Annotated in this window: 22 protein-coding genes, 2 tRNA genes and 1 pseudogene; 14 read left to right on the top strand and 11 right to left on the bottom strand. The window is 54.8% G+C overall.

Going from position 1 to position 20,479, the window contains the following annotated elements:
- Positions 1–27: 27 nt before the first annotated feature.
- Complete coding sequence (locus TR2A62_RS14705) at positions 28–678, bottom strand: GntR family transcriptional regulator (RefSeq protein WP_009159882.1); 651 nt, start codon at positions 676–678, stop codon at positions 28–30.
- Between the two features lie 31 nt (positions 679–709).
- Positions 710–1,402 carry a M48 family metallopeptidase gene (locus tag TR2A62_RS14700; protein ID WP_009159042.1) on the bottom strand — a complete coding sequence of 231 codons (693 nt, stop codon included), beginning with the start codon at positions 1,400–1,402 and terminating at the stop codon, positions 710–712.
- 116 nt (positions 1,403–1,518) lie between these two features.
- On the opposite strand from TR2A62_RS14700, the gene TR2A62_RS14695 reads away from it, so the two are divergent.
- Both TR2A62_RS14695 and TR2A62_RS14690 read left to right on the top strand, forming a co-directional pair.
- Entirely contained in the window at positions 1,519–1,854 is a 336-nt protein-coding gene (locus tag TR2A62_RS14695; RefSeq protein ID WP_009160673.1) for a TIGR02300 family protein, read from the top strand.
- A gap of 86 nt (positions 1,855–1,940) precedes the next feature.
- Positions 1,941–2,016: transfer RNA gene (locus TR2A62_RS14690), tRNA-Ala, on the top strand.
- 309 nt (positions 2,017–2,325) lie between these two features.
- On the opposite strand, the pseudogene TR2A62_RS18560 reads toward TR2A62_RS14690, so the two are convergent.
- The 5 genes and pseudogenes from TR2A62_RS18560 to TR2A62_RS14665 form a co-directional block, all read right to left on the bottom strand.
- A pseudogene (locus TR2A62_RS18560) lies at positions 2,326–2,580 on the bottom strand (transposase); the annotation flags it as partial.
- Between the two features lie 497 nt (positions 2,581–3,077).
- Positions 3,078–3,154, bottom strand: a tRNA-Arg gene (locus TR2A62_RS14680).
- A 50-nt stretch (positions 3,155–3,204) separates the two neighbouring features.
- Positions 3,205–4,605 carry a HAMP domain-containing sensor histidine kinase gene (locus tag TR2A62_RS14675; protein WP_040821599.1) on the bottom strand — a complete coding sequence of 467 codons (1,401 nt, stop codon included), beginning with the start codon at positions 4,603–4,605 and terminating at the stop codon, positions 3,205–3,207.
- A gap of 45 nt (positions 4,606–4,650) precedes the next feature.
- On the bottom strand, positions 4,651–6,069 hold the full coding sequence (locus TR2A62_RS14670) for an NAD(P)/FAD-dependent oxidoreductase (protein ID WP_009159493.1): 1,419 nt from the start codon (positions 6,067–6,069) through the stop codon (positions 4,651–4,653).
- Positions 6,070–6,071: 2 nt separating this feature from the next.
- On the bottom strand, positions 6,072–6,806 hold the full coding sequence (locus TR2A62_RS14665; protein ID WP_009158289.1) for a TVP38/TMEM64 family protein: 735 nt from the start codon (positions 6,804–6,806) through the stop codon (positions 6,072–6,074).
- Between the two features lie 291 nt (positions 6,807–7,097).
- On the opposite strand from TR2A62_RS14665, the gene rpmH reads away from it, so the two are divergent.
- From rpmH to TR2A62_RS14615, 12 genes are all read left to right on the top strand, one after another.
- Complete coding sequence (gene rpmH / locus TR2A62_RS18225) at positions 7,098–7,232, top strand: 50S ribosomal protein L34 (protein ID WP_009157868.1); 135 nt, start codon at positions 7,098–7,100, stop codon at positions 7,230–7,232.
- 18 nt (positions 7,233–7,250) lie between these two features.
- On the top strand, positions 7,251–7,652 hold the full coding sequence (gene rnpA / locus TR2A62_RS14660) for a ribonuclease P protein component (protein WP_009158873.1): 402 nt from the start codon (positions 7,251–7,253) through the stop codon (positions 7,650–7,652).
- The gene (gene yidD / locus TR2A62_RS14655; protein WP_009159750.1) at positions 7,649–7,870 is read left to right on the top strand and encodes a membrane protein insertion efficiency factor YidD; all 222 of its coding nucleotides are present in this window, start codon (positions 7,649–7,651) and stop codon (positions 7,868–7,870) included. The genes rnpA and yidD overlap by 4 nt, the downstream gene beginning before the upstream one ends.
- A gap of 116 nt (positions 7,871–7,986) precedes the next feature.
- Entirely contained in the window at positions 7,987–8,859 is an 873-nt protein-coding gene (ttcA, locus tag TR2A62_RS14650; protein WP_009158454.1) for a tRNA 2-thiocytidine(32) synthetase TtcA, read from the top strand.
- Positions 8,860–8,944: 85 nt separating this feature from the next.
- Positions 8,945–9,865 carry a diguanylate cyclase domain-containing protein gene (locus TR2A62_RS19435; RefSeq protein WP_009157648.1) on the top strand — a complete coding sequence of 307 codons (921 nt, stop codon included), beginning with the start codon at positions 8,945–8,947 and terminating at the stop codon, positions 9,863–9,865.
- The gene (locus TR2A62_RS19430) at positions 9,795–10,451 is read left to right on the top strand and encodes an EAL domain-containing protein (RefSeq protein ID WP_083791074.1); all 657 of its coding nucleotides are present in this window, start codon (positions 9,795–9,797) and stop codon (positions 10,449–10,451) included. The genes TR2A62_RS19435 and TR2A62_RS19430 overlap by 71 nt, the downstream gene beginning before the upstream one ends.
- Positions 10,452–10,566: 115 nt before the next feature.
- The gene (gene yidC, locus TR2A62_RS14640) at positions 10,567–12,372 is read left to right on the top strand and encodes a membrane protein insertase YidC (RefSeq protein WP_009160742.1); all 1,806 of its coding nucleotides are present in this window, start codon (positions 10,567–10,569) and stop codon (positions 12,370–12,372) included.
- Complete coding sequence (locus TR2A62_RS14635; protein ID WP_009159962.1) at positions 12,372–13,115, top strand: MOSC domain-containing protein; 744 nt, start codon at positions 12,372–12,374, stop codon at positions 13,113–13,115. The genes yidC and TR2A62_RS14635 overlap by 1 nt, the downstream gene beginning before the upstream one ends.
- Positions 13,112–13,765 (top strand): ribosome biogenesis GTP-binding protein YihA/YsxC, encoded by a 654-nt coding sequence (gene yihA, locus TR2A62_RS14630; RefSeq protein WP_009158679.1) that lies wholly within the window; start codon positions 13,112–13,114, stop codon positions 13,763–13,765. The genes TR2A62_RS14635 and yihA overlap by 4 nt, the downstream gene beginning before the upstream one ends.
- 54 nt (positions 13,766–13,819) lie before the next feature.
- Entirely contained in the window at positions 13,820–14,683 is an 864-nt protein-coding gene (gene argB / locus TR2A62_RS14625) for an acetylglutamate kinase (RefSeq protein WP_009159338.1), read from the top strand.
- Positions 14,680–15,336: a hypothetical protein gene (locus TR2A62_RS14620; protein ID WP_009160479.1), complete on the top strand. Its 657-nt coding sequence runs from the start codon at positions 14,680–14,682 to the stop codon at positions 15,334–15,336. The genes argB and TR2A62_RS14620 overlap by 4 nt, the downstream gene beginning before the upstream one ends.
- Complete coding sequence (locus TR2A62_RS14615) at positions 15,333–15,845, top strand: histidine phosphatase family protein (RefSeq protein ID WP_009159449.1); 513 nt, start codon at positions 15,333–15,335, stop codon at positions 15,843–15,845. Before TR2A62_RS14620 ends, TR2A62_RS14615 begins: the two co-directional genes overlap by 4 nt.
- A gap of 57 nt (positions 15,846–15,902) precedes the next feature.
- On the opposite strand, the gene TR2A62_RS14610 is transcribed toward TR2A62_RS14615, so the two are convergent.
- The 4 genes from TR2A62_RS14610 to TR2A62_RS14595 all read right to left on the bottom strand — a co-directional run bounded on the left by TR2A62_RS14610 (position 15,903) and on the right by TR2A62_RS14595 (position 20,363).
- Positions 15,903–16,670, bottom strand: coding sequence for an amino acid ABC transporter ATP-binding protein (locus tag TR2A62_RS14610; protein WP_009160490.1), 768 nt, complete (start codon positions 16,668–16,670; stop codon positions 15,903–15,905).
- A 12-nt stretch (positions 16,671–16,682) separates the two neighbouring features.
- The gene (locus TR2A62_RS14605) at positions 16,683–17,981 is read right to left on the bottom strand and encodes an amino acid ABC transporter permease (RefSeq protein ID WP_009158719.1); all 1,299 of its coding nucleotides are present in this window, start codon (positions 17,979–17,981) and stop codon (positions 16,683–16,685) included.
- A 3-nt stretch (positions 17,982–17,984) separates the two neighbouring features.
- Positions 17,985–19,226, bottom strand: a complete 1,242-nt coding sequence (locus tag TR2A62_RS14600; RefSeq protein ID WP_040820813.1) for an amino acid ABC transporter permease — start codon at positions 19,224–19,226, stop codon at positions 17,985–17,987.
- A gap of 120 nt (positions 19,227–19,346) precedes the next feature.
- A complete protein-coding gene (locus TR2A62_RS14595) occupies positions 19,347–20,363 on the bottom strand; it encodes an amino acid ABC transporter substrate-binding protein (RefSeq protein WP_009160684.1) in 1,017 nt (338 codons plus the stop codon).
- Positions 20,364–20,479: the final 116 nt, after the last annotated feature.

Genomic DNA, 20,479 nt, shown 5'->3' with positions numbered 1-20,479 from the left:
GGGGGCAAGTGCCCCCACCCCGCCCAACTAGGTCGCGAGCATACGTAGCCCTTGGGTAACGTCAGAGCGCACGGCGAGACGCAAACCCGGCTCGTCTCCGGCCCGTAGGGCTGCGAGGATCAGCTTGTGGTGGTAGGGTGGCCCTGTCCGGCGCATTCGGCCATAGAGCGCCCGCATAGTGGGCCCTAGCTGCAACCAAACCGTTTCCGTCAACGCCAGCATCGCTGGGGCCTGCGCCCTGAGATACAATGCGCGGTGAAATTCGAGGTTCGTCCGAATATAACCCGGCGCATCCTGCCGCGACACCATTTGCGAAATCGTTGAATTGACCGTCTCAAGCCTGTCGATCAGTGCCATGTGCGCACGCGGTAACGCACGCGTGGCAAGTTCGGTCTCCAGAAGCGAACGGACCGCCGCCAGCTCTTCGATCCGTTCGTTCGACAACTCAGGCGTGCTGACCCGACCCGATGACGACATCGACAGCGCGCCCTCAGCAACCAAGCGTCGCACAGCCTCTCTTGCAGGGGTCATTGAGACGCCAAATTGTTTGCCGATACCGCGCAGGGTCAACGCAGCGCCGGGGGCAATTTCCCCATGCATAATCTGGGTGCGCAACTGACGGTACACACGGTCATGGGCTGCACCGCTGGGTTCATTCGCTTTGGACTGGATCAACATGTGATCTTTGTGATCACAAATTTAAGGTGGGTCAATCCTTGAACACCCATTGATGCAATTGCTCGCCATTCTTGCGCAGCCAATTGCGCTGGATCTTGTAGTCTGGATAGATCGCCTGCACCGCGCCCCAAAAGCGATCAGAATGATCCATATGCACCAAATGACAGACCTCGTGAGCTGCGACATATTCAAGCGCCTCGGGCGGTGCCATCACCAATCGCCACGAATACATTAAGTTGCCCTCGGACGAACACGACCCCCACCGCGACCGCGTGTCCCGAATAGAGATGCGACCAAAGGGGCGCCCGACCTGTGCGGCATAGCGTGTCGATGCTTCTGTCAGGCGGGCGCGAGCGCGGGCCTTAAGGAATGCGACCACGCGAGGTGTCACCATAGATTCGCTGGCTGGAACCACCAGTTGTCCATCTATCAGCTTTGCCGCTCTTACACGTCCTGCAAGAATATCGACTTCTTGACCCTCAAACAGAATTGAGCCCCCGATTGCGACCCGCCTGTCAGCCGGTCGCGCCGCCAGATGTTTACGAATCCAATCGGATTTTTCATCAGCAAAACTTAGCGCCTCTTGGGTGCTGACACCCTTGGGGACAGTCAGTGTTATTTGCCCATCCAGACGCGACACACGTAGGCTAATCCGGCGCGCTCGCGCGGATTGGCGCAGTGTTACTGCGACAGGAGGGTTGCCCCCTAAGACGTGCTCACCCATATGCACCTCATGGTTGGTTGTTAAAAGCGGGCACCAAAGCCTTTGACACCGTGTGCGTGTTATGGCAGTTGGCACCGATCCGCCGCAAGACCAGAGACAGTTAGAAGGGATTTTCGATGCCCAAAGAAGAATGGGGCACAAAGCGCTTGTGCCCAACGACCGGCAAACGGTTCTATGACCTGAACGCCGATCCGATTATCAGCCCATATACCGGCGAAACTGTGACCATCGATACAGCGAAGAACCGCACCATGGTTGCGGACGCTGAGGATGCACAGACCAAGAAGATGCAGGAGTCCGATGAGGATGAAGTGATTCTTGATGATGATGACGACGCAGATGATGCGGACGTCGAGATCAGTGATGATCTGCTGGACGACGACGAAGACGAGGACACTGTGCCGCTCGAAGAGCTTGCAGATGTGGCCGCCGGATCCGACGACGATTCCTAAACCAAACGACCTGCGGGCTGGATTTTTCGCTTGATCTCGCCCGCGGCGCTGCCTAGACAGCAACCCGCAGTGACGCTGCATCGGTAGGGGCCTTAGCTCAGTTGGGAGAGCGCTTGCATGGCATGCAAGAGGTCAGGGGTTCGACTCCCCTAGGCTCCACCAAAACCGTGCCAAATTTGAAGCCACAGCAAGATCGCTAGCCGCGCATCTTATACTGACCGTTGTTGCGCGTCGCTCCAACGTCTAGGCAATGGCAACGGTGTTCACATGAAGTCTGATAGCCGTTTCGGTCGAGCAGCTGCGTTGTGCGCCCAGATCAGGCGCTGATTGTCCGGAGCGGTATGCCAAACCATAGGCATGTGTTCTGCCCAGTTAGGCGACCTCATACACTTTGAGGTCAGTAAGGACGTCATGCTGCACGTCCCGCGACCACCGTATGAATAGGATTGGTGCTGTCAGACGAATGCAAACCAGACGCTTCTTCCCGGCTTCCATGAAGTCCTTCGACCACTTGTAGTAGATGCCCTGCGATATGCCCTCACGACGGCAGAGCTCAGCAATGCTGTCCTCGCCACGCAGCCCATCCAACACGATCCTGATCTTCTCTTCAGATGAATAATGTTTGCGCCCCTCTCATCGAAACAGCGTTTCGACTGCCGGGCAGTGGTCGGCGCGCTTGATGTCTTTGACGATCTTCTCGCCAGGGCTCTTCGTTGTCTTTCTCATCGTCCACTCCTCGGTGGTTACGATGAGCAACAAACCCTCTCTTAGCAAATGACCCTATTTGGTCCCATAAGTGCTGACGTCAGACACTCGACTGGGACATGCAGGCGCGGATTTACGGGTTCAGCCAGGATCTGAACCATCCCTGATCTGCGCGCTTGGTTCTCTGTTCCCGTTAAAAAGTTCCCTGTTAATTGTGAAAAAGTTCTCTGTTAATTTGTGCAGGGAAATCACTCAGAACGCGTTGATATACCATGGTTATTGACGAGTGAATTGGGCCAAAAAAGGCTATTTTAACAAAATTTCCCTGTTAATTCCCTGTTAGCAGGGAAAATCAGGCCTAACCGAAGCGCGTGATGCTGGCGGTAGAGACGGCCGAGGGATTTGGCCCTGATCGACTGGATCACAGGTGTCTCCCACGCAGATGGCACAGCGCAAGCCCCCGTAAAGTCCGGATAAAACACGGAAATGCCGGCTGTGCTGACAGAGACTGGGGTGTGTGGCGGACTGGGGAGGATTCGAACCCCCGACCCCTTGATTCGTAGTCAAGTACTCTATCCAACTGAGCTACCAATCCGCGTGTGGTGGGACTTAGACCCGCAGCGCTGGGTTTGCAAGAGGCAAATCCTAAACTTCTACAGGTTCCAGTGTGGCATCCGATTTCGGCAGGAGAATGCAGAATTGTGTCCCTGTCTCGTCAGTACGATTTAACGTCAAATCACCACCGTGGCCGCGGATCAGCTCTTGGGCAATCGCGAGGCCCAGACCCGTGCCACCTTTGCTTACGCCACCTTGAAAAGGGGTAAACAGATGTTCTTGGGCGCGTTTTGGCAAACCGGGCCCCGTGTCTGTCACGGTAATTTCCCAGTGCGTGTCATCTTCGCCCGCAGCAACACAAATCTCACCAGGTTTTTTCGTCGCGACGATAGCCTGTCGTGCATTGCGGACCAGATTGCCGATGACACGATAGAGCTGTTCAGAATCGGCACGCAAAACGAGACCCGCAGGGATGTCTTCGGAAAACGATACATCATGTTCTGCCACAGCGAGCCGTTCGCTATCGATAATATCGCTGACAATCCCAGCGACTGCAAAACGATCTAGCGACGGCGCGGGTTCTTCAGCTTTGCCAAAGGCCAGCGTACTTTCGCATAGGTGAACAGCGCGGGTGATCGAATTAACCAACTTAGGGGCAAGACGCGCGACCAGAGGATCGTCTGATGCCTCGATCCGGTCGGTAAACAGCTGCGCCGACGTTAGGATGTTCCGCAGGTCGTGGCTGACCTTGGCGACGGCGCCACCAAGCTGGGCCAGACGTTCCTTTTGCTTGAGCGCCCCAGTCAGTTGGTTTTGCATAGACTGCAACGCCTCTTCGGCCTCACGCAATTCTGTCACGCCAGCGGCTGGCTGGATAATCCGTCGGGCGTCTTCCGGAGCGGCGGCATAGCTTTGCATGTGGTCCACAACGCCGCGGATAGGCCCGACAAGGAATCGCCGCACGGCTAGAAACAGCAGGACTGCGGTAAAGATCGAGATAACAGCGCTTAGGACCAAAATATTGCGCCCATAGTCGATCATCGCCGCACGCAGCGGCATGGTCTCCATCGTGACTTCGATCAATAGACCACCGTCCCGCAGAGGTTGGCCGATAACGCGCACAATACGTTCTTCGGAATCGACCAGCCGGCTCATCGCGTCGCGGATCAATGTCCACGCCGTCGCATCGCGCAAATCAAAGGTCCGGTCGATGGGCGAAGGAATAGGCGAATTCAACATAAGCTGGCTGACTTCGTCACGGCGCAGCACCACGTTGAACACGCCCGCACTGGCCAAAAGTTCGGTCTCGAGATCCGCCTCGATCATGTCGTCAGCCAACAGGGCCAATGATGCGATCTGGGCCCTCTCAAGCCGCAGCAGCAGATAGTCTTCGCGAAAACGCGCAACCGACGGAACAAAGATGAGGATTTCGGCCAACATCACAAAGACGGTGGTCAAAATCAGGAACCGCCCAGAGAGCGAATTCATCAATGTCTTAAATCGGTTGCGCACAAGGCGTCCCTTTCAGCAGGTGGCTTACGGTAGCCACCTTTGTACAAAACCTACAACCCGTTTCACCGTGTTGCTCTCGAACAAGCGGGGGCTAAAATACTGACCCGCGGCTCGTTTGTTGATCTCGGACAGGGTTGGATACGGCAAAACCGTATTGGCCACAGCTGACATCTTCAAACCGTTCGCAATCGCCATTGCCCACATGGCGATCATCTCGCCTGCTTGGGCACCGACGATCGATGCACCGACTGGCTTGCCTTTGACGATCATAACTTTGATCAGGCCGGTTGTTTTGCCCTCGGCAATTGCACGGTCATTTTCGTGGTACGGAAATCGAGCAACCTCGAGCTTGTCACCATGTTTTTCACGCGCTTGTGCTTCGGTCAGGCCGACTTGGGCCAGTTCAGGGTCCGTATAGGTCACCCAAGGAATGTGATCTGTGCGTTGTTTTGCAGGCAGGCCAAACAGCATCGAGCGGATGACGATGCCCGCGTGATATCCTGCGACATGGGTAAATTGCATACCCCCCGCAACATCGCCCACTGCGTAGACTTTGCTGTTGGACACAGACTTGAGGTTGGCGCCTACCTTGACGCCACCACGGTCATGATCAACGCCAGCCACATCAAGATCCAGCTGGTCAATGTTGACCTTGCGCCCCACCGCCATCAGCAGATGTGAACCGGTAAAGTTACCTGCAGGCGTCTTAACTGTGATCTTGCCACCTTTTTCACTGATCGATTCAGCCTGCGCACCTTCGACAATTTCGATACCTTCTGCGCGCATCCGTTCTAGAACGATCGCGGCCATCTCTGGGTCGTCTTTACCCATCGTCTTGGCGCCTTCAATCACTGTGACTTTGGACCCTAGCCGCACGTGCGCCTGTGCCATTTCCATTCCGATGGGGCCGCCACCAATAACAATCAAATGGTCAGGGCGTTCGCGAAGGTCAAAGATGTTTTCGTTAGTGTAGTGCGTGGTTTTTTCGATACCCGGGATCGGCGGTACAAAGGGACCAGAGCCCGTCGCCACGATAAAGCGGCGTGCCTCAATTACGGTATCGCCAGCCTGCACTTCGGTCTTTGAGATAAAGCGCCCAAATTCTTGGATGACTTTGACGCCCAGTCCTTCGAACCGCTCGACGCTGTCGACGGGGGCAATCGTTTCAATGACGTTGTGAACGTGATCCTTGGCTGCGGCATAATCGACGGTCGGTTTGACCTCTTTCACACCGTATTGCGCGCCGTGGTTCATCGCATAGGCCTGCTTGCCTGCAGCGATCAGCGCTTTGGATGGAACACAGCCATAGTTCAGGCAGTCACCGCCCATTTTGTGTCCTTCGAGAAGGACGACATCGGCGCCCATCTGGACGGCACCAGCCGCGATGGACAAGCCACCAGAACCACCACCGACAATGCAAACGTCTGTCTTAATACGGTTCATGATTACAGGTCCTTGTTGCCGCGCACGGCTTTGATTGCGGTAGGAAGAATTGCGAGCACACACAGGCCGATGATTGAGAACAGGATGTGTGGTTCAAAGATAATGCCGAGGTTCGGTGTCTCACCGCGTGCAAACACCTCGCCCAGCCCCGCGCCTACAGAGGTGTAAACGATTGAACCTGGAATGATGCCGACAAAGGTCGAAATCACGAAGCGGTGCAGCGGAACTTCGAGGAAGCTGGGGATCAGGTTTGCGAGAAAGAATGGCACTGCTGGGACAAGGCGGATCAGGAACAGCATCGACCACTGGTTTTCGTCGATCCCGTCTTTGATCTTTTTGACCATACCGTGCGAGCCTTCGAGCTTGGCACCAAGTTTTTCGCCGAATCCCCAGCGCGCAGCGAGAAAGATTGCTGTTGCGCCGATTGTTGCGGCTGTGACGTTAAAGAGGAAGCCCGGGAAGGTCGCAAAGAGAAAGCCACCCGTCAACGTCGCAATCGTTGCACCGGGCAATGAGAATGCCACGATGACAACATAGACCGCGATAAAGATCAAAACGGTCAGCAGGTAATTATTGTCGCGAAAGTTGATCAATGCTTCGCGGTTATCTGCGAGCGTTTGAAACGTGAGATAGTCACGCAAGAAGATTGCACCCAAAACCGCAAATGTCGCAATCACGATCAGTGGCAAACGCTTTAGAATCGGATTGGTCGGCGGTGCTGGTGTGTTATCGGTCATATCAGTCATTTCTTTGTTCCGTGTGTATCAAGTTGCACTCTACATGACGGTTGGGTCACGATCCGGTAAGCCCGATCACGGGTCGTTGATGTGAAAGGGGTCGATGTTTCAGAACTCGAGGACTTGATCACGAACTCTGTAACATTTACTCGTTGCCAAAGAGTGCATTTGTTGCAGAAAACATGGGCAGATCGAATTGACATGATGTCGTACGCCCCCTAAAGAACGGGCTTCGAGATACACGGACTTCGAATCCTTTATGTGATTTGGTCCACAACCGGAGAAAATGCGATGAAACGCACGTTCCAGCCTTCCAACCTTGTGCGCAAGCGGCGCCACGGTTTCCGTTCGCGCATGGCTACTAAAGCGGGCCGTAAGATCCTGAACGCACGTCGCGCCAAGGGTCGGAAGTCGCTCAGCGCATAAAGCTGGGGTTTGGGTGGCATGACCAACCCTACCGAACATACCAAGACACAAACCGCCGAGGCTCAGCCTGCGGCGGTTTTTGCTCGTCCACAGGTGCTCAAGAATCGATCTGAGTTCATAGCAGCATCCAAGGCACAGCGGGTATCGTCCCCGTCGTTCAATCTGCAGGCGCGGCCACGGCAGGCTGGCGAAGCAGACGGGATTCGCGTTGGGTTCACCTGTTCCAAGAAAGTTGGCAATGCGGTGGCACGCAATCGCGCAAAACGGCGTCTACGTGAAATAGCGCGTTTGGTTCTGCCCAGCGCAGGACGGGACGGATATGACTATGTTCTCGTTGGCAGGCCTGGCACAACAGCAGCTCGCAATTTTGAGGCGCTGCTTGATGATCTCCGCCGTGCATTAGAAAAGGTTCATGCGTGACACCGCTCGCCTACATTCTGTCCCTGCCCGTCCGTGGCTACCGCTTGGTCTTTAGCCCTTGGGTTGGGCACAGCTGCCGATATCAGCCAACCTGCTCTGCCTACTCACTAGAGGCCTATGCCAAGCATGGCGGGATCAAAGGGACCTATCTGACGATTCGGCGCATTGCGCGATGTCACCCTTGGGGCGGCCACGGGATCGACGACGTACCCGACTAACGCAAATATTAGCGACATTGACGGCAATCGCCCGATGATGGCTTCTACCTTTGCCACCGGCAATGCTGGAACAGTTGCCACTTAACAGCGCGCCTAGCGTCTGGCATACGGCCTGCATGTTAGATGATCTCGACGATATCCATCCGCTGTTCGCCGGTGCGCCCAAAACCACCGAGTTCAAAAAACTGCGCAAACGCATCGTTCGCTATACCCGCGAAGCGATCGAGCAATACGGCATGGTCGACCAGAAGAGCCGCAATGCAAAATGGCTTGTGTGTTTGTCTGGCGGCAAGGACAGCTATACGTTGCTCGCCGTTCTCTACGAACTGAAATGGCGCGGTCTATTGCCTGTTGATCTGGTCGCTTGCAATCTGGACCAAGGACAGCCCGGATTTCCGGCGACGGTTCTGCCTGAGTTTCTTGAAAAGATGGGCGTACCTCACCGCATTGAATACCAAGACACCTATTCCGTCGTTATGGACAAAGTCCCCGAGGGTCGCACCTATTGTGCACTCTGCTCACGTCTACGCCGCGCCAATCTCTACCGCATCGCCCGAGAAGAAGGCTGTTCTGCCGTCGTTTTGGGCCACCACCGCGATGATATGCTTGAAACCTTCTTTATGAATCTGTTTCACGGCGGCCGTCTCTCTACGATGCCGCCCAAGCTAGTCAATGACGAAGGCGACTTGTTTCTATTCCGTCCCCTCGCCCATGTCGCCGAGGCGGATTGCGAGGCATTCGCCCGTGCGATGAACTATCCGATCATCCCATGCGATCTGTGTGGGTCGCAGGATGGTTTGCAACGTCAGCAGGTCAAACAGATCTTGGATGGTTGGGAAAAGAATAGTCCTGGACGACGCCAAGTTATGTTCCGTGCATTGATGAACGCACGGCCATCACATTTGCTGGACCCAAAACTCTTTGACTTTGTCGGCCTACAGACGTCTTCCGACGCCGACAATTCGACGGATATTCCCGACCTCAGTTAACGAACTGTTTGGGAACTGTGCGTTGTTCTCTTTGAGCCAATAGAGCCGCCTCAGCGCGCTCTTTCGCCCAATAGGACCGTCTATCATGGGAACAGCCCCCACCAAAACCGCGCGAGGTCGTATTCGCGCGATCATTGTTGATCCACGCAGTCTTGCGATGCTGCCTGCAATTTCCTTTGCTGTCTTTGCTGCGGGCGGTGTCGAGGCTATGTTGGGTTTTGCGATCGTAGCACCGCTTGTGGTCTTTGCCTGCACATGGGGCGCGGTTCGACCTTCGGCAATTTTGGTTGATGCACGCACCGGGCTTACAAATATCGACGGCGTGGCGAATCTGCTTGAACAGGCATTTGATCACGATGCATCCCTGCAAACTGCGGCCCTCTCTATATGCATCGACGAGCTAGATGCCATCGGCGAGCGGTATGGGACCAAGACCCAAACGCGTGTTCAAAGCGACGTGGTTGTCCGCATTCGGGGTATGCTTCGCGATGGCGACGCTATTGCCTATGCGAAAGAGGACGAAATTCGCATCGCATTGCGGCCAGTTAAACATTTGGGGATCGAAACCTGCATCCAGATCGCCAAACGGATGCAAGACAATGTTGCACACCCTAATTCGGTAGACGGGCATTTCGTTAGTGTCACTATTTCCGTGGGCTTCGCGCTTAGTGCTCGACTGGATGCGCCAACCGCCGATAAACTGCTCGCTGGTGCGGCCTCAGCAATGACTGAGGCCCGCCGCAATGGTCCTTCGGCGATTAGATTTTATACAAAAGAAATGGACCATTTGATCGCTGCGCCGAATGAGCTTGCGCAATCCATCCAACGAGCATTGGACGAAGGTGAGATCACCGCCTATTACCAACCGCAGGTCACTGCTCGAACTGGCGACATCACCGGTTTTGAGGCGCTTGCCCGCTGGGAGCATCCAGAACATGGCACACTCCCCCCCCAGCGACTTTCTTTCGATCATTCACACAGCCGGACTGTCCGAACGGCTAAGTGAGGTTATGTTGTTCCAATCCTTGGCCGCACTTCGCGCATGGGATGACGCGGGTTTAAATGCACCCTTGATTGGGGTGAATTTCTCTACTGCAGAGCTTCGAAACCCCAAGTTGGTCGAGAAAGTAAAATGGGAACTCGATCGCTTTGACCTCACCCCTGATCGGTTGTGCATCGAAATTCTCGAGACCGTCTTTTCCAACGAAACAGACGGCACCATCATTCGCAACATATCGGGACTGTCCGAACTTGGCTGCCGAATTGATCTAGATGATTTTGGAACCGGCAACGCGTCAATCGCTCATATCCAAAAGCTGAAAGTGGACAGGGTTAAAATTGACCGTCTTTTTGTGGCACTGCTGGATGAAGACGCGCAGCAGAAACAATTGGTCCAAGCTATTTTGACCATGGCGAACCAGCTGGGTGTCGACACTCTGGCGGAAGGCGTTGAAACGGTAAGGGAACACTCAACACTAGCCAAGATCGGGTGTGGACACGTCCAAGGTTTCGGGATCGCGCGCCCAATGCCGTTTGCCAAGACGCTCGAGTGGATCCAAGAGCGCCAAGATCTGACCCAAAAGGTGAGCTAGCCCAGACGCAATCGAGGTGCATCACCCACGCAAAACAAGCGAAGACCCCTTGACCTTTGGGGTCTGCGCCTGTTGAACCACCGAAACCTTTTCACTTGTCGAACGGCGGTTCCAAATGGACGATCAGAACAAGAATCTCATCCTCGCAACAGCTCTGAGCTTTCTCGTCATTCTCGTATGGTTTGTGCTCTTTCCACCAGAAGAGCCAGTCGTAGATCCTATCACAGCTGAAACTGCGCAATCCATCGATGGCGCAACGGTTCCAACCGCTGACACAGGAATTGCCCCGACGACGGGTGAGGCAGAACCCGAGCAGGAAGCAGAAGCGTCAGACGCGCCGCGCATCGCCATCGAAACAGAAAAATTGTCTGGCTCGATCTCGCTCTTGGGCGGCCGCTTGGATGATCTATCTCTCAAGGATTACCCAATTGAATTGGACGCCGAAGAGGTTGTGCGCCTCTTATCACCGGTAGGTACCGACAACGCCTACTATGCGCTGTACGGCTGGGCTGCAGCTCAGGGCGTTGCGGCCGACGCAGTTCCGGGTCCGAACACGCTTTGGACCGTCGAAAGCGGCGACACGCTCAACACCTCGGACGCAGTCACGCTGGCTTGGGACAATGGTGCAGGCCTAACGTTCCGTCGTGAAATCTCGGTCGACGAAGACTACATGTTCAACATCACACAATCTGTCGAGAACACGACAAGCACTGAAGTTGCTCTTGCCCCTTATGGGTTCATTGCGCGTCACGGCGAACCGGACACGGTAGGGTTCTTTATCCTGCACGAAGGCGTTGTGCGGATGTCTGACGGCGAACTGCAGGAAATCGACTACAACGACATGCCCGATTTTGACATCGATGCGCGCCGCGGCGCGCCAGCAGAATCGATCGATGTCACGGAAAACGGCTGGGTTGGTTTTACCGATAAATACTGGATGACCAACATCGTTCCGACCCAAGGTTCGGCATTCAAGTCATCCGCGATCTACAACCCACGCAACGACATCTACCAAACAGAAGCATTGATGCCGACCCAGACTGTCGCAGTAGGCGCGACGGCCGCTGTATCGACCCAGCTCTTTGCTGGTGCCAAGGAATGGGAAGCCATCCGCAACTATCAAAATGATGGTGGCATTGACGGCTTTCTCGACAGCATTGACTGGGGTTGGTTCTTCTTCCTGACCAAACCGATCTTTGCATTGCTGCATTGGCTGAACGGCGTAATCGGAAACATGGGTTGGTCGATCATCGTACTGACGCTGATCATCAAGGCCATTCTGTTGCCCCTCGCGTACAAGTCGTATGTTTCGATGGCTAGAATGAAAGAACTGCAGCCTGAAATGGAAAAGCTGAAGGAAGCGTCTGGCGACGACCGTCAGAAGCTCCAGCAGGGCATGATGAAACTTTACAAAGACAACAAGGTAAACCCCGCCTCAGGTTGTGTGCCGATCCTGCTTCAGATTCCGATCTTCTTTTCGCTCTACAAAGTGATCTTTGTCACGATCGAACTGCGTCACGCTGAATGGATGGGTTGGATCCGCGACTTGTCAGCGCCTGATCCCTCTTCGATCTTGAACCTGTTTGGCCTGTTGCCGTTCAATACTCCTGAATCTGGTTCGCTGTTGTTCATCCTTTCGCTCGGTGTGTTGCCAATCATTCTGGGCATCTCGATGTGGATGCAGCAAAAACTGAACCCGGCCCCCACCGATCCAACCCAAAAAATGATCTTTGCTTGGATGCCATGGGTGTTCATGTTCATGCTGGGTAGCTTTGCATCTGGTCTGGTTCTGTATTGGATTGCGAACAACACGATCACGTTCACGCAGCAGTATCTCATCATGAGAAGCCAAGGTGTGAAACCTGACGTGTTCGGCAACATCCGCGCAAGCCTAAGCCGGAAGAAAACGGACGCCGAGTGATGGGAACGCTTGCGCAAATTTGGCGGCACCCGATCAAGTCGCACGGGCGCGAGCGTATTCATTCAGTCGATCTCGCAGCGATGAAAACGATGCCATGGGATCGGCGTTGGGCTGTTGCCCATGAGGCGGCCAAGACCAACGGCAGCGACTGGGCTGAGTGTGTGAATTTTTCACGCGGCTCCAAAGCGTCGGAATTAATGGCGATTTCGGCCACTGCTGATGAGGCGGCAGGCACTGTCACTCTAGAGCATCCGCGCAACGGCACATTGACGTTCAACCCAGACACCGAGGCCGACGCGTTCTTGGCATGGGTCAAACCCCTGATGCCCAAGAACCGTGCGCAATCCGCACAAATTGTTCGTGTGCCTGACCGCGGCATGACCGACACGCCCTATCCGTCGATTAGCTTACTTTCCTTTAACTCGCTCGCCGATCTGGGTCGCGCAATGGATGCCGACGTTTCAATGATGCGTTTTCGTGGCAATCTATGGCTGGACGGTTTCGAGCCTTGGGAAGAGTTCGGTTGGGTCGGTCGTGAATTGCGGATTGGCACAGCCGAATTCACCATCACAGCCCCGATCGAACGGTGCAGGGCGACGACAGCCAACCCTGAAACTGGCCAATACGATCTTAACACACTGGCGACCCTAAACGGCACATTCGGGCATCAAGATTTTGGTGTCTATGCGACCGTATCCAAGGGTGGCCTCATCACAGAGACGGACGAGGTCGTATTCCTATGAAACAGTTACCTTTTCCACTCGCCCAGACACCAGACGATGCAGCGCGTGAACGTGGCCGTCTCTTGTTCGCAGGAGAGACCGACTTTGTAAAAGGTGTGGTCGCCATGTCCGGCCTGCCTGACCCTGACCGGATCGAAGTGTGTTTTGCGGGGCGGTCCAACGTCGGTAAATCGACTTTGATCAATGCGCTGACGGGGCGCAAAGGATTGGCACGCGCGTCAAACACGCCGGGGCGGACCCAAGAGATTAACTACTTCACAATGGGTGAGCACGGCTATCTGGTTGACCTTCCTGGCTATGGCTTTGCCAATGCACCACTCACCGTCGTTGAAAAATGGCAGCGGCTGCTCAAGCAATACCTGTCGGGGCGACAAACCCTACGGCGTGCATTCGTTCTGATCGACGCGCGCCACGGTGTGAAACCTGTAGACGACGAAATCATGTCGTTGCTCGACAGTGCTGCGGTTACGTTTCAAGCGGTTCTCACCAAGGCGGACAAAGTCAAACTGAAAGAACGCGAGCGGATCATGGACCAAGTCCGCGGTGCGCTGGCCAAACACCCAGCGGCCTATCCCGAGATCGTTCTGACGAGCTCTGAAAAGGGCGACGGCATCAAAACCCTGCGTTCGATTATTGCCGGTCTGGAATAACAGCGACTTTCCCAAACTGAACGGCTGCGTCATAGTAGCCGCAGCGAGGCCGAAATGAAGAAACAAGATATGAACCGCGATTGGATTTCCACCGCAAGCACGTTGTCGTCTGCCCTGCCATACCTTCAACGGTATTCGGGCGCGGTTGTGGTGATCAAATTGGGTGGCCACGCGATGGGTTCGGCCCAAGCGATGGAGAGTTTTGCCCGAGACGTGGTGCTAATGCAGCAGGTCGGTGTGAACCCCGTGATCGTCCATGGTGGCGGCCCTATGATCAACGAGATGCTGGGCAAACTGGATATCCAGTCTGAGTTTGTGAACGGCAAACGCGTGACTGACCAAGCGACCGTCGAAGTGGTCGAAATGGTTTTGTCCGGTCAAGTGAACAAGCGGATTGTCCAAGCGATCAGTGGCCAAGATGGCCGTGCTGTTGGCCTGTCAGGTAAGGATGCAAACCTAGTGGTCTGCGATCAGACCAATGCAGAACTAGGATTTGTGGGCACCCCTGCCGATATCGACACCAGCCTACTCAAGACACTGTTCAATGACGGTCTGATCCCCGTCATTGCACCCCTCGGGGCAGGTCGAAATGGTGAGACCTTCAACGTCAACGGCGACACAATGGCCGGCGCGATTGCCGCAGCGCTCAAGGCGGATCGTCTATTGCTGCTAACGGATGTCGCCGGCGTCAAAGACAAGTCAGGCGAAGTTCTGACCGAGCTGAACCCAGCACAGATCGCGGATCTGATTGCCGACGGCACAATTGCGGCGGGCATGATCCCTAAGACCGAGACAGCGCTAGATGCGATTAACGGTGGTGTACGTGCGGCGGTTATTCTGGACGGGCGCGCGCCGAACGCGAGCCTTCTGGAGCTTTATACCGAACACGGGGCGGGTTCGATTATCCGGTCCACATGACGAGCTACGCCGATAATGATGACGCCGCCCGCGACGTCGATCTAACGATCTACGGAGGATTCCACGCATCAACCGACGACGACCTACCCCCCAATACAAAAACCGTTTTGTTGCTTGGACCCAATGGCCCCGATTTCTGGGACACCATTCACGACGCTCCTGAATTTTCTGATGGACAAGATGATCCTCTTGATCGGTGGTCCACGCGGATCATTGGAAACCTCGCTAAATCACTTGGGGCGCACCCAGTGTTTCCGTTTAGCGGCCCGCCCTACCAACCATTTATCGCATGGGCCACGAGGTCGGGCCGGTGCTTTTCATCGCCTGTCGGACTATTGGTGCATGATGAAACAGGCTTGATGCTGTCCTATCGTGGCGCTCTGGCATTGACGGATCGTATCGAATTGCCCGAGACTGGGGCTAACCCTTGTGAGACTTGCGCAGGTACGCCCTGCATCACTGCCTGTCCTGTGGGGGCCATGACGCCCGAGGGGTATGATGTCCCCGCTTGCAAAACGTTCCTAGGAACGCCGGCGGGATTAGACTGCATGACCCAAGGGTGCGCCGTCAGGCGGGCCTGTCCGGTCAGCCAATCCTTTGGTCGCCGACCTGCGCAATCGGCCTTTCATATGAAGGCGTTTAACCCGTCATGACAAAACGACTGATCCTCATCCGCCACGCAAAATCGAGCTGGGACGATCTAGATGCCGATGATTTTGAACGCCCGCTCAATCAAAGGGGCCAAGTCGGCGCAGACGCTATTGGTAAATGGCTAGGGGACGGCGGCTATCACCCAGATGAGGTGCTCGTATCTGCCGCTGCCCGGACTGTTGAGACTTGGGACCGGATCGCACTCAATCTTCCGGAACACAGCGTCGATAAACGAGAGGCGCTGTATCACGCGTCCCCTGATACTTTGCTGAGCGAACTTCAATCCGCATCTGGAAACTGCGTGGCCATCGTCGGCCACAATCCGGGGATCAGCATGTTCGCACGGGGCGCTGTTGATACAGCCCCGGCACATCCCCGTTTCGATGTTTATCCAACAGGCGCCACACTGGTTGTGGATTTCCCAACAGAGGATTGGAAGACCGTCGAGTTGGGCACGGGACGCGTCCGCAACTTTGTGGTGCCTCGGGATTTCACCCGCGCGACCACCTAAAACGCAAAACGCCGAGGCGATCTCTCGCCCCGGCGTTTTGTTTGAGTTTCTTCGAACTTAGTGGCCGAGAATCTGGCTCAGGAACAACTGGGTCCGCTCGGACTTTGGGTTGTTAAAGAACTCTTCTGGCTCGTTCTGTTCGACGATCTGGCCTGCGTCCATAAAGATCACGCGGTTAGCAACCTGACGAGCAAAGCCCATCTCGTGCGTAACGCAGATCATAGTCATGCCTTCCTCGGCAAGCTCGATCATTGTGTCCAGAACTTCCTTGATCATCTCTGGGTCCAACGCCGATGTCGGCTCGTCAAAGAGCATGATGCGCGGCTTCATGCAGAGCGAGCGAGCAATCGCCACACGCTGCTGCTGACCACCAGACAATTGACCAGGGAACTTGTTCGCCTGATCAGGGATCTTCACCTTTTCAAGGTAGTGCATCGCAACTTCTTCGGCTTCTTTCTTGGGCGTTTTACGCACCCAGATCGGAGCCAGCGTCAGGTTGTCGAGAATGCTCAGGTGCGGGAACAGGTTAAAGTGCTGGAAACACATCCCCACCTCTGAACGGATCTTGTCGATGTTTTTGAGGTCCGAGGACAACAATGTGCCATCGACTTCGATCGATCCCTGCTGGTGCTCTTCCAGTGCGTTGATGCACCGGATGAGCGTCGATTTGCCAGAACCAGATGGACCACAGACAACAATCCGTTCGCCACGGTTCACCGTAAGATCGATGTTCCGCAGCACGTGAAATGTGCCGTACCATTTGTTCATATTCTGAATGGTGATCGCGACCTCGTCGGACACCTGCATTTGTGCTGTATCAGCCATAGTCTGGCCTCCTTATTTGTGATCGGTCGCGAGACGACGCTCGAGCCATTGTGAGTATTGCGAGATGCCGTAGCAGACGATGAAGAACAGGAGCGCTGCGAATGCAAAGAGTTCCCAATACACACCGTTCCATTCTGTCGAAGCCAAGATCGGCCCGCGGATCATGCCCACCATATCGAACATCGAAATGACCGATACGAGAGTGGTGTCTTTGAACAGACCCACAGATACGTTCACGATACCCGGGATCGAGATCTTGAGCGCCTGAGGCAAAATGATCAGTCGCATCGCTTGGGTATAATCGAGCCCCAAGCTATCTGCAGCTTCGTACTGTCCCTTTGGCAACGCAGCCAAACCACCACGTACCACCTCGGCAATATAGGCCGCCGAGAAGATGGTGATCATGATGACAACCCGCAGGAACAAGTCCACGGTCGCCTCAGGTGGGAAGAAATACGACAGCATAACCGATGCCACGAACAGCAGGGTAATCAACGGCACACCGCGAATGAATTCAATGAACACAACGCAGATGTATTTGATGATTGGCATGCTGGACTGACGACCCAAGGCCAATGCGATCCCGATCGGCAAGGACAGCGACACACAGGTCACGCCGAGCATCATGTTCAGCATAAAGCCACCCAAGTCACGCGACTGTACCGACTGCATTGCGCCTTCGGTGATTTCCGAACTCGGGATGATAAAGCCGCCAATGGTCCAAACCAGCACCGCTGCGGCGATGGCTCCGAAGAAACCAACAGCAAAGCTACCTTTGACGAACCGTTGGTAGACGTAGCCACCAGCAACAAAGCCAGCCAGAGCGAGAAGTGGCGTAAAGATCGAGCCACCCCAGATCAGGTAGTACGCAATGAACGGATAGAGGCCTGTAAAGATCAAAATCTTGCGCGGAAGATCAAAGAACAGGACAGGAGCCGCTGCAACAAACAAGAGAGCAAATGCCAACGCAGGACGCCAGTAAAGATCGCTTGGGTATTTGAAACCAAACAAGAGTTGATTCCAACGTTCCGTCAGGACCGCAAAGCAGGCACCGCTTTCGCCGTTCAGCATCTCGCGGCAAACCGCAAGACTTGGCGAATCCCAGATACCATTGAACACCCAAGGCAAGGTGCCGCTGAGGACCATGTAGATGACCAGCAACGCAATGACAGTCAGAACCGAGTTTGCCGGTGTCGCAAAGAGGTTGTCCTTGATCCATTTCACCGGGCCCGTCGCGTTTGCGGGGGGTGGTGCAGGTGGGACATCTTCGGTGCGAACGAACGCGACCGATTGAGAATGTGTATCAGACATTGATCAACGCTCCTTTAGCTTGACTGAGTTGTTGTAGATGTTGATGATCCCCGAGATCAGCAAAGAGATCACGAGATAGAACAACATCAGCAACAAGACACATTCGATGGCGCGACCGGTCTGGTTCAGGGTAATCCCGCCCAGCGTCGCAGTAACATCTGCATAACCCACCAAGATCGCCAGTGACGAGTTCTTGGTGATGTTCAAATAATTCGAAATCAGAGGTGGGATAATCACACGCAGCGCCTGAGGCAGGATCACGAGGCTCATGATGCGACCAGGGCGAATGCCCAGTGCCGCAGCAGCTTCGGTCTGACCTTTGGACACCGCTAGGATACCCGCACGCACGTTCTCTGCGATAAAGGCGCCAGTGTAGATCGACAGCGCAAACCAGATCGCGATCAGTGGACCACCAACTTTGATGCCACCCTTGAAGTTAAAGCCCTTGAGCTCTGGGATTTCAAAAGTGAGGCCCAGAGCCAATGCCACCACGATCAGCGGACCAAACCAGATAGCGAGGTTCGTCGTCAGTGTCGCAGGACGGATACCAGTCGCTTCTTGGATACGTGTCGCGCGAGCGTTCACAGCGCGGGCACCAAAGAAGGACGCAACCAACAGTCCAAGAACCAGAACCCAGTCCCAAACGGCGCCCAACTCTGCCGCGCCAAAGCCGCGCGTAAAGTATGGACCCGGAATGTAGATACCACGGTTCGTGAAGGCCGAAACCCCAAGGAACATGGATGCAGTCGCATCATCGCCACGGAATGCCCGTGGTCCCGGAAGAACCGCAGTCATGATCGTAAAGATAATAATGATCCAGATCAGCACCGGAATGTTGCGGAAAATCTCAACGTAGAACGCCATGATTTTGGCAACGAGCCAGTTCTTGGAAAGTCGCAAAACACCGGCGAGGACGCCAAAGATCGTAGCCGTCACACATGCGAGAAACGCCACGAGCAACGTATTCAGAATGCCGACGAAGGCAGCCCTGAGGTTGGTCGATTGGCTGGTGTACTCAATGAGGCGTTGGTTAATATCGTAGCCGGCAGGCGCGCCCAAAAAGGCAAAGCTAATGCTCAGACCTTGATCGGCGAGGTTACGGGCCAAGTTGTTGGCCAGATAAAGAATTGAAAATGCCAGAGCGATTGCTGCGATGACCTGAAACGTCAAGGACCGGTATCGCGTATCGTTCAACAGCATAGACAGCCGGAACGACTCCTTAGGAGGGTCGGTCAAAATTGTCATGATGTGTTCCCTAGGTTCCGTTGCTTGGCCAGAAATGGGCGAATGGCGCGCAAACGGTTATTTTTTATAGTCTAAATATGCAAAGGGCGCAGAAAGTCCTGCGCCCTTTGACTAAAGTTTTTAGCGGAAAGGTGGCGAGTAGATCAGGCCGCCCTCTGTCCACATGGCGTTCAGACCACGTGCCAGACCAATTGGTGTGTTCTCACCAATGTTCTTTTCGAAGATCTCGCCGTAGTTGCCGCCTGCCATGATAGCGTTCTTGGCCCATGCAGCGTCCAGACCGAGCATGCCGCCCAGTTCGCCTTCTGTGCCGAGCAAACGGTTAACTTCTGGGTTGTTTGTGCCAGCCGACAGTTCGCCGATGTTGGCAGAAGTAACACCCAGTTCTTCAGCTGTGATCAAAGCGTTCAAAGTCCAGCGAACGATATCGCCCCACTCGTTGTCGCCGTGACGTACCAATGGGCCAAGTGGCTCTTTGGATACGATTTCTGGCAACAGAACGTGATCGCCTGGGTTTTCGAAAGTCGCACGCGTAGCGGCCAGGCCGGACGCGTCAGTTGTGAACACGTCACATGCGCCTGCAAGGTACTGCTGTTGTGCTTCAGCGTTGGTTTCGATTGGCACTGGCTCATAAGAAATGTTGTTGGCACGGAAGAAGTCGGCCAAGTTCAATTCTGTTGTTGTACCTGTTTGGATGCAGACAGTCGCGCCGTCTAGATCTTTAGCAGATGAAACACCCAACTCTTTAGGTGCCATGAAGCCTTGGCCGTCATAGTAGTTCACGCCAACGAATTCGAACTTAAGGTCGACGTCGCGGGAGAATGTCCATGTTGTGTTACGTGCCAACATGTCGATCTCGCCAGAAGCCAACGCAGTAAAGCGTGTCTTACCAGTTGTTGGAACGAACTCGACAGCGTTCGAGTCGCCGAGAACAGCAGCTGCAACAGCACGACATACGCCGACGTCAAAGCCTTCCCACTCGCCACTTGCGTCTGGAGCAGCGAAACCAACGAGACCTGTGGTCACGCCACAGTTCAGTGTGCCGCGGGCTTTTACGTCGTCAAGCGTAGCAGCGGCAGACATGCCAGCAGCCAGACCAGCAACAGTCAAAGCGCCGAGAAATACGGATTTTTTCATTTTTACCTCTTCCTGAGTTTCCGCCCATTTTGGGCGGCAGTAATTTCTAGTCGGTTGTTCCGACTAGGGGCGATAGCAACCGACCCCGAGGGATCGGTTAACAGGCATAACTTTGT

Origin of the sequence: Thalassobium sp. R2A62 (assembly GCF_000161835.1) — a bacterium.
GTDB lineage: Bacteria > Pseudomonadota > Alphaproteobacteria > Rhodobacterales > Rhodobacteraceae > Thalassobium.
This window is presented reverse-complemented; position numbering and strand designations above follow the sequence as displayed.

Excerpts from the sequence above, each read along its gene's own strand:
- TR2A62_RS14665 (WP_009158289.1), bottom strand. The coding sequence starts at position 6,806 with ATGACCGATAACACACCAGCACCGCCGACCAATCCGATTCTAAAGCGT.
- TR2A62_RS14605 (WP_009158719.1), bottom strand. The coding sequence starts at position 17,981 with ATGTCTGATACACATTCTCAATCGGTCGCGTTCGTTCGCACCGAAGAT.
- TR2A62_RS14695 (WP_009160673.1), top strand. The coding sequence starts at position 1,519 with ATGCCCAAAGAAGAATGGGGCACAAAGCGCTTGTGCCCAACGACCGGC.
- TR2A62_RS14600 (WP_040820813.1), bottom strand. The coding sequence starts at position 19,226 with ATGACAATTTTGACCGACCCTCCTAAGGAGTCGTTCCGGCTGTCTATG.
- TR2A62_RS14620 (WP_009160479.1), top strand. The coding sequence starts at position 14,680 with ATGACGAGCTACGCCGATAATGATGACGCCGCCCGCGACGTCGATCTA.
- argB (WP_009159338.1), top strand. The coding sequence starts at position 13,820 with ATGAAGAAACAAGATATGAACCGCGATTGGATTTCCACCGCAAGCACG.
- TR2A62_RS14700 (WP_009159042.1), bottom strand. The coding sequence starts at position 1,402 with ATGGGTGAGCACGTCTTAGGGGGCAACCCTCCTGTCGCAGTAACACTG.
- ttcA (WP_009158454.1), top strand. The coding sequence starts at position 7,987 with ATGTTAGATGATCTCGACGATATCCATCCGCTGTTCGCCGGTGCGCCC.
- yihA (WP_009158679.1), top strand. The coding sequence starts at position 13,112 with ATGAAACAGTTACCTTTTCCACTCGCCCAGACACCAGACGATGCAGCG.
- TR2A62_RS14705 (WP_009159882.1), bottom strand. The coding sequence starts at position 678 with ATGTTGATCCAGTCCAAAGCGAATGAACCCAGCGGTGCAGCCCATGAC.
- rpmH (WP_009157868.1), top strand. The coding sequence starts at position 7,098 with ATGAAACGCACGTTCCAGCCTTCCAACCTTGTGCGCAAGCGGCGCCAC.
- TR2A62_RS19435 (WP_009157648.1), top strand. The coding sequence starts at position 8,945 with ATGGGAACAGCCCCCACCAAAACCGCGCGAGGTCGTATTCGCGCGATC.
- TR2A62_RS14610 (WP_009160490.1), bottom strand. The coding sequence starts at position 16,670 with ATGGCTGATACAGCACAAATGCAGGTGTCCGACGAGGTCGCGATCACC.
- TR2A62_RS19430 (WP_083791074.1), top strand. The coding sequence starts at position 9,795 with ATGGCACACTCCCCCCCCAGCGACTTTCTTTCGATCATTCACACAGCC.
- rnpA (WP_009158873.1), top strand. The coding sequence starts at position 7,251 with ATGACCAACCCTACCGAACATACCAAGACACAAACCGCCGAGGCTCAG.
- yidC (WP_009160742.1), top strand. The coding sequence starts at position 10,567 with ATGGACGATCAGAACAAGAATCTCATCCTCGCAACAGCTCTGAGCTTT.
- TR2A62_RS14635 (WP_009159962.1), top strand. The coding sequence starts at position 12,372 with ATGGGAACGCTTGCGCAAATTTGGCGGCACCCGATCAAGTCGCACGGG.
- TR2A62_RS14670 (WP_009159493.1), bottom strand. The coding sequence starts at position 6,069 with ATGAACCGTATTAAGACAGACGTTTGCATTGTCGGTGGTGGTTCTGGT.
- TR2A62_RS14595 (WP_009160684.1), bottom strand. The coding sequence starts at position 20,363 with ATGAAAAAATCCGTATTTCTCGGCGCTTTGACTGTTGCTGGTCTGGCT.
- TR2A62_RS14615 (WP_009159449.1), top strand. The coding sequence starts at position 15,333 with ATGACAAAACGACTGATCCTCATCCGCCACGCAAAATCGAGCTGGGAC.